The 11,586-nt window shown below is 42.7% G+C and carries 10 protein-coding genes; 8 read left to right on the forward strand and 2 right to left on the reverse strand.

Going from position 1 to position 11,586, the window contains the following annotated elements; translation table 11 throughout:
* From FEK29_RS14780 to FEK29_RS14795, 4 genes are read left to right on the forward strand one after another with little or no spacing between them, the layout of a single operon-like run.
* Window positions 1-738 (forward strand): DUF4129 domain-containing protein, encoded by a 738-nt coding sequence (locus FEK29_RS14780; RefSeq protein WP_138259209.1) that lies wholly within the window; start codon window positions 1-3, stop codon window positions 736-738.
* Window positions 731-1,951: a DUF4350 domain-containing protein gene (locus FEK29_RS14785; RefSeq protein WP_138259210.1), complete on the forward strand. Its 1,221-nt coding sequence runs from the start codon at window positions 731-733 to the stop codon at window positions 1,949-1,951. Before FEK29_RS14780 ends, FEK29_RS14785 begins: the two co-directional genes overlap by 8 nt.
* Window positions 1,941-2,939: an AAA family ATPase gene (locus FEK29_RS14790; protein WP_138259281.1), complete on the forward strand. Its 999-nt coding sequence runs from the start codon at window positions 1,941-1,943 to the stop codon at window positions 2,937-2,939. Before FEK29_RS14785 ends, FEK29_RS14790 begins: the two co-directional genes overlap by 11 nt.
* A complete protein-coding gene (locus tag FEK29_RS14795) occupies window positions 2,940-4,271 on the forward strand; it encodes a DUF58 domain-containing protein (protein ID WP_138259211.1) in 1,332 nt (443 codons plus the stop codon).
* 540 nt (window positions 4,272-4,811) lie between these two features.
* Here the strand turns inward: FEK29_RS14795 and FEK29_RS14800 are convergent.
* Window positions 4,812-5,279 (reverse strand): hypothetical protein, encoded by a 468-nt coding sequence (locus FEK29_RS14800; RefSeq protein WP_138259212.1) that lies wholly within the window; start codon window positions 5,277-5,279, stop codon window positions 4,812-4,814.
* A gap of 330 nt (window positions 5,280-5,609) precedes the next feature.
* On the opposite strand from FEK29_RS14800, the gene FEK29_RS14805 reads away from it, so the two are divergent.
* The 4 genes from FEK29_RS14805 to FEK29_RS14820 all read left to right on the forward strand — a co-directional run bounded on the left by FEK29_RS14805 (window position 5,610) and on the right by FEK29_RS14820 (window position 10,110).
* A complete protein-coding gene (locus FEK29_RS14805; protein WP_138259213.1) occupies window positions 5,610-6,323 on the forward strand; it encodes a pirin family protein in 714 nt (237 codons plus the stop codon).
* A 129-nt stretch (window positions 6,324-6,452) separates the two neighbouring features.
* Window positions 6,453-7,550 (forward strand): Gfo/Idh/MocA family protein, encoded by a 1,098-nt coding sequence (locus tag FEK29_RS14810; RefSeq protein WP_138259214.1) that lies wholly within the window; start codon window positions 6,453-6,455, stop codon window positions 7,548-7,550.
* A 79-nt stretch (window positions 7,551-7,629) separates the two neighbouring features.
* Window positions 7,630-9,825, forward strand: coding sequence for a transferrin receptor-like dimerization domain-containing protein (locus FEK29_RS14815; protein WP_138259215.1), 2,196 nt, complete (start codon window positions 7,630-7,632; stop codon window positions 9,823-9,825).
* A gap of 57 nt (window positions 9,826-9,882) precedes the next feature.
* A complete protein-coding gene (locus FEK29_RS14820; RefSeq protein WP_138259216.1) occupies window positions 9,883-10,110 on the forward strand; it encodes a putative signal transducing protein in 228 nt (75 codons plus the stop codon).
* Between the two features lie 466 nt (window positions 10,111-10,576).
* Here the strand turns inward: FEK29_RS14820 and FEK29_RS14825 are convergent, their stop codons facing one another.
* Window positions 10,577-11,506 (reverse strand): 3-keto-disaccharide hydrolase, encoded by a 930-nt coding sequence (locus FEK29_RS14825; protein ID WP_138259217.1) that lies wholly within the window; start codon window positions 11,504-11,506, stop codon window positions 10,577-10,579.
* Between the last annotated feature and the right edge of the window lie 80 nt (window positions 11,507-11,586).

Genomic DNA, 11,586 nt, shown 5'->3' on the forward strand with positions numbered 1-11,586 from the left:
ATGCCGAAACGGGTCCTATTGGTACTATTTTTATTTCTGACCGATTTTCTATTGGCCCAGCAGGATTCTTTGGTCGTACAATACGACACCACGGAAATCGCTCCTATAATCATAAGCGATTCTGACTTGGAGTCCTTTCGGGACAACCCAAAGTTCGATTATGAAGTCGTTGAAAAGAGCGCTCCGGATTGGTGGATTTCTTTCAAGAATTGGTTAGGCAGGATATTCATGAGGTTGTTCGAGTGGATTTTCGGCATCGAAAAGGCCACCGGGGCCTTCAATGCCTTTCTTCAAATTCTCCCGTATCTCCTTTTGGGAATCCTGATTTTTATCCTGATCAAGTTTTTCCTGAACGTGCATGCCCGTTCCTTGATCCATACTAAAAACAACAATTCTTTGGTGCATCTGTCCGAAGAGGAGCAAATCATCAAGAACGAGAACATAGAGTCCTTGATCGAAAAAGCCTTGGCCGAAAAGAATTACAGGCTTGCGATACGCTATAATTATCTATGGATACTACGGTTGATGACCGATAAGGAAATCATTCAATGGGAGTTGCAGAAAACCAACGAAGACTACCTAACCGAAATAAACTCAACGGGTTTAAAGGATACCTTCAAAACCACTACCAAATTTTATAATTACATCTGGTACGGTGATTTTCCATTGGACGAAACCAAATACAACCGTGTGGCCAATGCCTTTATTGCGCTAAAAAAACAAGTCTCCAATGCGTAAAAAAGGGATTAGCTACATAGTGACCGCAGTAATCCTAATAGCCGGGTTGCTGCTTTTGCAGTACAACAAACCAAAGAACATCAATTGGTTCGAGTCCTATGTGAGTACCCACACAATTCCCTACGGTACTTTTGTTGTAAATGATTTGATGGAAAACTTGGTTTTCAAGGAAAAAGTGCAACAGGTCCATGTCCCTCCTTTCGAGTTTTTGGCGGATATGCCATCCAAAAAAGGCATCTATGCATTTGTGAACAATGGCGTATTTTTTGAGGAAGCCGAGCTGAACCGACTCTTGGAATGGACCGCAGAAGGCAATACCTTACTCATTGCTTCTGAAGGTTTTGAGGAAACCCTTAGGGACACGTTAGGATTTGAACTCGGAACCCGATATGCCGGTTTTGAGGTGACCCAGGATCAGGAACATCGATTGGAAAATCCTAACTTAAAAAGTGGTAAAACCTATGCGTATAAAAAGGAAAGCTTTGTGACCGTCTTTGAAGCAATCGACACCATTAACTCCGTCGCATTGGCCACCGTGGAACTACTCGAGGAGGGAAATGACAAAAAATCCAGGGAGGTAACGGCCATAAAAAGTCCGTTCGGTAAAGGTGAAATTATACTATCCACCTTTCCCAAGGCCTTTACAAATTACTTTATTCTGGAGGATGACAACAGGGAGTACACGGCCGGTTTACTTTCCTATTTTGGACAAGAGAAGCATGTCTATATGGACAACTATTACAAAAGTGGAAAGTCCTTCTACACCTCGCCCATGTACATATTTCTGAACACCAAAGAATTGAAATGGGCCTATTATCTCGTACTTATTGGAGGGCTGATCTACATCATATTTGAGGGAAAAAGAAAGCAACGCCCCATACCCGTTGTGAAACCGCTTCAAAACCAGACGCTTGCATTCACCCGAACCATTTCGGACATGTATTTTGAAAAAGGGGACACAAAATCCATTGCGGAGCATAAAATCAATTATTTCCTCCACGATATCAGGAGTCGGTACTATCTTGGAAACGTTACCAAGGAGGAGGAATTTTACAAAAGTGTATCGGCACGCAGTGGTAACTCCCTTGCCGATACCAAGTCACTTTTTAAGCTGATGGACGAGCTAAGGTCGAGCGACCAAGTATCGGAACATCAACTCAAACAACTCAATAATCTGATTCAGAAATTTAAATCTAAAAATGATGGAAAATAACGAGGAGCAAAAGGAAGAACTTGGTTTTGACAGCCGGATTCCCTTGGCCGAGCTGCAAAAGGCGGTAGCCGACATCAAACAGGAACTCTCCAAGGTAATCGTAGGTCAGGAAAACTTTATAGAACTCTTGATCGTGTCACTTTTGGTGGATGGCCATGTCTTGATTGAAGGTGTTCCCGGGGTTGCCAAGACCATTACGGCAAAGCTCTTTGCAAAGACATTGAAAACAGAATTTAGTCGGATTCAATTCACGCCAGATCTTATGCCCAGTGATATCCTGGGGACATCCGTATTCAATGCAAAAACTACCGACTTTGAGTTTAAAAAAGGTCCAATATTTTCGAATATCATATTGATTGACGAAATAAACAGGGCACCCGCAAAGACCCAAGCGGCCATGTTCGAGACCATGGAGGAACGGCAGGTGACCATGGACGGCACTACGTATCCCATGGCGGCCCCGTTCATGGTGTTGGCCACTCAAAATCCCATTGAACAAGAGGGAACCTATGCCCTACCCGAAGCGCAATTGGACCGTTTCCTTTTTAAGATTAAAATAGACTACCCAAAAACAGAGGAGGAAATCTTGATTTTAAAGACCCACCACGAACGCAAGGGGTCACAGCCCCAAACGTTGATAAAGGATATTCTCGACCCAAAACAATTGGCGATTTTCAAGGGACAGATTCAGGAAGTGGTTGTGGAGGAAAAGATTTTCAAGTACATCGCTGAGGTCGTTGCCAAAACCCGAAACCATCCACATCTGTATCTGGGCGGTTCACCAAGGGCCTCGATTGCCGCCTTGAACAGCGCCAAGGCATTTGCGGCCATTAACGGCAGGGATTTTGTTACCCCGGAAGATGTGAAGAAAGCCATGTTTCCGGTTTTGAACCATAGGGTCATCCTAACCCCGGAACGGGAAATGGAAGGCATGTCCACGGAGAATGTCGTGCAAATGATCATGGAAAGCGTGGAAATACCTAGGTAAATGAACTTTATAAGGTCCTTTTACATACATAACATCTTTTTTAGGTACCTCGCGGTCCTTTCGGGCTGTTTTGTGCTTTCCTATTGGGTCAAACCACTCTACCCCATCGCATGGCTTTTGACGCTACTGCTTATTGGTCTATTTCTTTTTGATATTTTTTTATTGTATGCATCGGGTCAGAACATAAAAGCCGAAAGAAAACTTCCCAAAAAACTCTCCAACAGTGACATAAACCCAATAAAAATCACCTTCGAAACAAGATATGTATTTAGGACCTATGTTTCCATTATTGACGAATTGCCCCTTCAATTTCAAAAAAGGGATTTCGAATTTAAAACGTCGCTCATCAAGGGTGAAAAAAAACAGTTCGATTATGAGGTACGCCCAGTGGACCGGGGGGAATATATTTTTGGAAACCTGATTGTCTTTGCTTCCTCGCCTTTGCGCATCATCAAAAGAAAATACAGTTTTCAAAAAGACCAAATGGTGCCTGTGTATCCCTCCATCATACAGATGCAGCAATTTGATTTTTTGGCCATCAGCAAAAGACTTACGACCATCGGCCTAAAAAAGATTCGGAGAATAGGGCATACCCAAGAATTTGAGCAGATAAAGGAATATGTACAAGGGGACGATATTAGAACCTTGAACTGGAAAGCAACGGCGAAACAACATCAATTGATGGTAAACCAGTATCAGGACGAAAAATCGCAGCCCATCTATTCCATCATTGATACGGGAAGGGTGATGAAGATGCCGTTTAACGAATTAAAACTCTTGGACTACTCCATTAATAGCTGTCTGGCCTTTTCCAATGTGACCCTCAAACGAAATGATAAAACCGGGTTGATCGCGTTTTCAAAAAATATTGAAACCTATGTACCGGCCGTTCAAAAGATTACCCACCTTAACACCATACTGGAAAAACTGTACAATATTGGCACCGCTTTTACGGATTCCGATTTTGGATTGCTCTACGGACACATAAAACGAAAGATAACCCACCGAAGCCTTTTGTTGCTGTATACCAATTTTGAGCATATTTCAGCACTAAGGAGACAACTGCCCTACCTCTTGGCGATGGCAAAAAAACATGTACTGGTGGTCATCTTCTTTGAAAACTCCGAATTGGAAAAACTTATCCATACCGATGCCGAGGATATGCAGGCCATTTACCATAAAACCATTGCAGAAAAGTTCTCCCTGGATAAAAAATTGATGCAAAAGGAACTGGAAAAGTATGGTATACAGACCATTTTGACCAAACCTGAAGAACTGACCATAAAGGCCATCAACAAATACCTTGAAATCAAGGCGAGGGGAATTTTATAAAACCTTAGAAGTGGTTCAAATTTTTTGAATTGAATCAAACCTTCCTGCGGATGGCAGATAGAAATTAAGGGTTTAATGGCCCGATAAAATTCATAACTCCGGCGGTGACCTTGCGTAATCTTATGATGGTCGTAGATTCGATTGTGTTTTCGGGTTTGGAACGGCGGGGCGCAGAAATAGAGAGCGACGGGCTGAAATTGCGGTGCAAAGCACGACGCATGCAAGCCCCTAAGCGAGCGGTGCGCAGCAATTTCCTCGTCCCGTCTTGATTTTTTGCTTCGTTTTTCATCAAGGAAAAATGAAGGAAAGAAAAATAAAAAATCCGTTTTGATTTAGATTGGCTCCGAATTGTTAAAACCATTCCCCCACAAAACGATATAGAACCCTTTTTTATCTGCATGGCAGGGCTAAGGAGCAAGAAATAGACCGCAGCTTTTAATAGATAGCCCCGTGTGGCTTTTGAATAAAGATGCCAAACGATACCTGGGAGACACAAAAAGTCTATTTTTATTCAATTTAAAGAAAAGGCAAAACAACTTCTTATTCCAAAAAGAAGGATACTTGAATTTGGGATTGAATATCTCTCGAGCTTTTTTCCGAAACAACAGGTATAAAAATAGGGGTCGCATTGTTTGAACCGTCAGCAACAAGACAACCACATCCCTTTCCGGAGCGACCATTTCTACGATATGTATTTTTAAACAAGAGTTCCAAGGCCAGTCCGGATATTACCCCGCCCAGTGTGGTATACAACACATCATCTGTTTGCCATAAACCAGAATTGGACTTGTCATACGTTTCCTTGGCAAGACCGGCGGCCAAACTCGAGCCAACGGCACCTGCCCAGGTCCAGCCCCGTTGGCCAGGAAAGATTTTGTGGGCGGTATAGCCACCTACTCCACCAATGACCACTCCGGCACCAACATGTTTTGCGGCATTATTAAAATCTTGTCCAAAGGAAACGGAAAGGTTTAAGCAAAAAAACAAAAGAAAAAGTTTAAATTTCATAGCCTAAATTCTTGTTTGTACTTTACAATCCCCAAACGAAAAAATCGATCATTAATTTTATCGTGAAATCAATCTTCAACAAGAAAACAATCTAATTTGTGGGCACCCTACTTAAAAACACAAATTTTTGACCAGAAGCAAAAAAAGGGGCCGAACGGAGGTATCGAGAAGTAATGGACATTGTAAAAAAAACGATACTTTTTCGACTAAGGTGAAAAATAACTACACATAAAATGAGCCATAACAAGCCTTGATACCTACCGACATGTCCAAAAAGTTATTGGGATGGCGAATTACATGTGACCTATAAAAAACAATAAAAATTAACACATGAAAACGATATTACATAAAGCGGACAGCAGGGGCCATGCCGATCATGGCTGGTTGAATTCGTATCACAGTTTTAGTTTTGCCAATTATTTTGACCCCAATCGCATGAATTTTGGAGCATTGAGGGTCTTAAACGACGATACCGTGGCTGCAGGTCGCGGATTTGGGAGGCACCCACATAGCAATATGGAAATCATCTCCATACCCTTGCAAGGCGATTTGAAGCACATGGATAACATGGGCAATTCCACGGTAATTAGGGAAGGTGATATTCAGGTCATGAGCGCAGGTACCGGCGTGGAACACAGTGAATTCAACAACAATATGGATTCGCTGGTCAAATTCCTACAAATTTGGATCATCCCTAATAAAGAAAACGTGCAACCCAGATATGACCAGATTTCGCTATCCGACCTAAAGGTGAAAAATAAGCTTTATCAGGTCCTCTCCCCAAATCCGAAGGACCAAGGTGTATGGATACATCAAAATGCATGGTTCCATATGGGCGATTTTGACAAAGGGCAATCGGAAACCTACGCTTTAAAATCCGAAGAAAACGGGGCCTATATTTTTGTTTTGGAAGGCGAGGTGAGTGTCGAGGGCACAACCTTAAATGCTAGGGACGGATTTGGGATTTGGGATGCGGACTCTATAACGTTCCAGGCATTGAACGATGCCAAATTCCTGATTATGGAAGTACCGATGGAGTTTTAATTTTGATAGGATTTCAAAAACCATCATGAATGTTAGACCTGACAGGTTTACGAAACCTGTCAGGTCTGTTAATTAAATTATCATAAGCTCAATTTAAGTTTGGTATCTTTGGGGAAAAGCCATACCGATATGAAAACTGCATTTGTGATAATTATTTCTCTGCTTCTATACGTTTCTTTATCCGCCCAAGAAGAACCTTTAAAATTAGGTATCGCCGGTCTTACCCACGGACACGTCGGATGGATTTTAGGCAGGGAACATAAATCGGATATCAACATGGTGGGTATTTACGAGAAAAACAGGGAATTGGCCCAAAAACTTTCCGAACAATATGGCTTCTCCATGGACATCGTCTACAATAGTATGGATGAAATGCTAAAAGCTGCAAAACCGGATGCCGTAGCGGCCTTCGGCAACATAAAAGATCATCTTTCCGTAGTGGAAGCCTGTGCCCCAAAAGGGGTTCATGTAATGGTAGAAAAACCGTTGGCCGTTAGTCTCGAAGATGCAAAAAAAATGGAAGCCTTGGCCAACAAACATGGTATTCATTTGTTGACAAACTATGAAACCTCTTGGTACGAGACCAATTTCAAGGCAAAAAGTCTTTTAGAGGAAGGTAAAATTGGTGGCCTACGAAAAGCAATCATCAGGGACGGGCACAAAGGCCCCAAGAAAATTGGGGTTTCCAAGGAATTTCTGGAATGGCTTACGGATCCCGATCTAAACGGTGGTGGTGCAATTATGGATTTTGGTTGCTACGGGGCTAATTTAATGACTTGGTTGATGAAAGGTAAAAAGCCGAATTCCGTGACTGCCGTGACCCAACAACTACAACCCGAAAACAATCCAAATGTAGACGATGATGCCACCATAATTATCACCTATGATACTGCCATGGCAATTCTGGAACCCTCATGGAATTGGCCCATTGGAAGAAAGGATATGGAACTCTATGGCGAAACGGGCGCCCTGTATTCTGAGAATGCCAATCAGTTGCGTATTAGACTTTCTACAGGCTACAGTTCTTATACTGAGGAAACACTGTTCTTCAAGGACAGGCCAGTTCCTTACGATGACCCTTTTTCGGTACTGGCTGCCGTTATCAACGGAAGTTTGGTGTTGGAGAGATATGGTCCGTATACCTTGGAAAACAACATGATTGCCATGGAAATTTTACAGGCTTCGGTTGATAGCTCCAAGTCGGGAAAAACGATACATCTGGAATAGTGCTCGCTTCTTCTTTGCAACCCTATTGAAAATTCTAAAATTATTAGGTAACTTTCTCAGAATATCTATCAACACCATTATGAAATATACCATTACTTTATTGCTACTGTTGATTTTTGTTTCGTTTGGAAATGCCCAAAATTCAATCCTGGGGTTTTCCGAAAAAAGTGCCATCGAACAACAGGCACTTGAAAAAGCCTTTGAAGAAAAACTCAAGGTCACCAACATTGACAATTGGATACAGAAAATGAGTGCCGAACCCCATTGGGTAGGCACCAAATTTGGTGAGGAAAATGCCAAATGGATGCGGGACCAATTCAAGTCTTGGGGATACGACGCCAAAATAGAAACCTACCATGTCCTGTTCCCTTATCCCACGGAAAGGGTTTTGGAGTTGACCGAACCTACGCAGTATAAAGCTAAACTGACAGCGGTTCCTGTGGAGGGCGACCCCTACACTGCCCAAGGTGATGCCCTACTGCCCAGCTACAATGCCTTTTCAACGGATGGTGACGTGGAAGGCGAACTCGTTTTCGTAAACTACGGTATTCCCAAGGATTATGAGGAACTTGAAAAACTGGGTATCAGCGTAAAGGGTAAAATTGTAATTGCAAAATACCAGGGAAGTTGGCGCGGAATTAAACCAAAACTGGCCGCCGAAAATGGGGCGATTGGATGTATCATTTATTCGGACCCACAAGATGATGGCTATGGACGTGGGGATGTATATCCAAAGGGTGCCTTCAAAAATAAGACGGGAGTACAGCGTGGTTCCGTAATGGACATGCCAACTTATCCCGGAGATGTTCTGACCCCCGGCTATGGCGCTACCAAAGATGCCAAAAGGCTAACGAAGGAGGAGGCTCCTACCATTACCAAAATTCCCGTGCTGCCCATTTCCTATGAAGACGCACAACCTTTATTGGAAGCTCTGGAGGGGCCCATTGCCCCGGAATCTTGGCGTGGTGGTTTGCCCATCACCTACCACATTGGGCCGGGAAAGGCCAAAGTCCATTTGAAGCTGAAGTTTGACTGGCAACTCGTTCCAGCACACAACGTTATTGCCACCATGAAAGGAACTGAATTCCCAGATCAATGGGTGGTACGGGGAAATCATCATGATGCATGGGTACATGGTGCCAATGACCCCGTAAGCGGTATGGTAGCCCTTATGGAAGAAGCCCGTGCCGTAGGGGAATTGGCAAAAAAAGGACAAAAACCTAAGAGAACCTTGGTGTATTGTGCTTGGGATGCGGAGGAACCTGGACTTATAGGTTCTACGGAATGGGTAGAGGATCACAAAAAGGAACTTCAGGAAAAAGTGGTTGCGTATATAAATACCGATGGCAATGGCCGCGGCTTTTTGGGCGTGGGAGGTTCACATTCCCTGCAATCGATGGTAAGCGAGGTTGCCGGAGCGGTTACGGATCCTCAAACAAAGGTTTCCGTCAAGGAACGGAGGATAGCCAGGGATATGGTAAACGGTGGCAACGATACTTTTGAACTCTATGCCCTAGGTTCTGGGTCAGATTATACGCCCTTTATCCAACACGCCGGTATCGCTTCGTTGAATCTAGGTTTTGGTGGGGAAAACGAAGGAGGCGAATACCATACCATTTACGACACCTATCCCCATTATAAAAGATTTAAAGATCCCGAGTTTGCCTATGGGGTTGCCCTCGCCAACACCGCCGGAAGGATTACCTTACGATTGGCCAATGCGGATATTATTCCCTTGGATTTTTCCGCATGGTACAAAACAGTATCCGGTTATTTGGAGGAAATCATGGAAGAAACCGCAAAAATGCGTACATCTGTAGAAAAACATAATAAACTCATCGACAGAAATGCGTTCGAATTGGCATTGGATCCCAGGGAGAACATTAAAGCCCCTGAGCGAAAGGAACCTGTTCCCTATTTGGACTTTTCTCCGCTACAAAATGTGCTGAGCGAATTAAAATCAACCATTGATGCGTATAGCTCCATTGATTTACATAAACTTTCCAAGACGGAAAAGGAGAAACTCAATGCGCTGTTGATGGATGCCGAGCACAAGCTTACTTCAGAAGATGGATTGCCAAGAAGGCCCTGGTTCAAACATCAAATTTATGCCCCAGGATTTTACACGGGTTATGGGGTGAAAACCCTGCCTGGGGTTCGGGAAGCGATAGAACAAAAAAACTGGTCCGAAGCCAAGGAGCAGATATCGGTTCTTAGTGGAACTTTAAGTAACTTTAATGAACACTTGAAGGCTATAATCGGTACTGTAAAATAATTGTTATAAGCGCCTTTGGGGGACAAGTTGGATTAAAATTTTAAAGCAAGTAAGAATATGGAATCGGATTATATAAAAGTATTTGGAGGAAATGTCACCCAAAGTGACCGTGTGGAACAATTATTACAGGAAAATGATATAAGCCCGATTGTCAAAAGTGAAAGTGAGTCGGCCAGACTAGCGGGTTTTGGCACACCTTTGCCCCATATCTCTGAAATATATGTACATAAGGACGAAGAAGCAAAAGCATTGAAAATAATATCCCAGTTGGATTGGGAAGCATAAAAAGAGGCTGTCTAAAAAGTCACAATTCTATTCATATGTCACATCGAGCGAAGTCGAGATGCGTTTAAAACCAATAAGTTATAATTCTCAACTTCGCTACCAATGAAATAATTCTTAACATAAAAATTGCCGGATATTTAGATGGCATCTATACTAGTGGCTTTCCCTTCATTTTTTTCTTGATAAAAAAACGAAGCAAAAAAATCAAGTTGAAAATAGGCAATTGCTGCGCACCATTCACTATCGGGTTTACATGCGTCGTGCCAGCGCAACGCACTTCCAACCCTTCGTTCAATATTGCTGATTTTCAACGGACAATACCAACTCTAATTTATAAGCATTGAACCACCATTGAAATCTACACACTCCGTTCAAAAAAAATGTCATTCACAATTAAACGATTTTTTTTTCCGAGGGCTCGAATTGACACTGGAAATGACTTTTTAGACCGTCTCTTTACTTTTACTTATTTCGCTGTTATTGGTGTGATTTCAATTGCTCTGAATTCTATGGGACCATGATCACCTTGTATCATAATGGGGCCTGCTTCGGCTTCATGATTGTCCAAAGCGCCACCCGTCATACCTAGGATATTCTGTCCGTCAATGACGGTTTTGCCATTCGCAACTATGGTCACCCTTCTGCCGATCAACGTGATATCAAAAGTTTGCCACTCTCCTGCTTTCATTGCTACATTTTCATTGGGTGTGAGTAGCCCATATACGCCCCCAAAATAAATGGACGCCGGGGACAGTCCTATATTGTCCGCAATCTGGACCTCATACCTTCCTCTTAAATATAGCCCACTATTACTTCCTTCTGGATATTTGAACTCCACATGTATTTTAAAATCCTTGAATTTTTCTTTGGATACTAAATTCACCCCAGATGTATCGCTCTTCAAGATACCATCGACCACTTTCCATTGATTACCGTCCTTAATCTCCCAACCGTCCAGATTTTTTCCATTGAAGAGGTCTATTTTCTTACCCATATTTTGGTCTTCATAATAAGGCAACTCCGGTGCCTTTTGTCCTGTCCAGGAATAGGTTTTACCATTGGTATATACCATGGTTCCCTCCAATACTTCCCCTACCATTTTAAATTGAAATTCCATATCGGCCGCTCCAGGTTCCCATTGTGGCGGAATCTGAAATTGGAAAACATCCCCAAATTTTTTAACCTCGGCTACTGGTCTCGCACTTCCAAAAGCGTAGGTAAACCTACCAATTAAAGTGTTGTTTCCAGAATGCATGACCTCCAACCAGCTTGGCAAATCCGCACCTTCTTGTGAGATGGTAAGGTTCCATCTTCCTTCCAAGGAGTGACCTTCTTGGCCACGGAGCACAAAAAAACAACTAAAAAGAATCGGGAAAAGTAATACTCTTAATTTCATAAAGCAGTTCATTAATTTATTAATTTATAAGTAAACTACCTCGGGGCAAGCCCTCGAGGCATTCTTTGAAAAAGAACTTT

The sequence above is a fragment of the Maribacter aurantiacus genome (assembly GCF_005780245.1).
Taxonomy (GTDB): domain Bacteria; phylum Bacteroidota; class Bacteroidia; order Flavobacteriales; family Flavobacteriaceae; genus Maribacter; species Maribacter flavus.

What these genes read in the sequence shown, in the direction of transcription:
- FEK29_RS14780 (WP_138259209.1), top strand. Translation starts at nt 1, where the DNA reads ATGCCGAAACGGGTCCTATTGGTACTATTTTTATTTCTGACCGATTTT.
- FEK29_RS14785 (WP_138259210.1), top strand. Translation starts at nt 731, where the DNA reads ATGCGTAAAAAAGGGATTAGCTACATAGTGACCGCAGTAATCCTAATA.
- FEK29_RS14790 (WP_138259281.1), top strand. Translation starts at nt 1,941, where the DNA reads ATGGAAAATAACGAGGAGCAAAAGGAAGAACTTGGTTTTGACAGCCGG.
- FEK29_RS14805 (WP_138259213.1), top strand. Translation starts at nt 5,610, where the DNA reads ATGAAAACGATATTACATAAAGCGGACAGCAGGGGCCATGCCGATCAT.
- FEK29_RS14800 (WP_138259212.1), bottom strand. Translation starts at nt 5,279, where the DNA reads ATGAAATTTAAACTTTTTCTTTTGTTTTTTTGCTTAAACCTTTCCGTT.
- FEK29_RS14815 (WP_138259215.1), top strand. Translation starts at nt 7,630, where the DNA reads ATGAAATATACCATTACTTTATTGCTACTGTTGATTTTTGTTTCGTTT.
- FEK29_RS14825 (WP_138259217.1), bottom strand. Translation starts at nt 11,506, where the DNA reads ATGAAATTAAGAGTATTACTTTTCCCGATTCTTTTTAGTTGTTTTTTT.
- FEK29_RS14810 (WP_138259214.1), top strand. Translation starts at nt 6,453, where the DNA reads ATGAAAACTGCATTTGTGATAATTATTTCTCTGCTTCTATACGTTTCT.
- FEK29_RS14795 (WP_138259211.1), top strand. Translation starts at nt 2,940, where the DNA reads ATGAACTTTATAAGGTCCTTTTACATACATAACATCTTTTTTAGGTAC.
- FEK29_RS14820 (WP_138259216.1), top strand. Translation starts at nt 9,883, where the DNA reads ATGGAATCGGATTATATAAAAGTATTTGGAGGAAATGTCACCCAAAGT.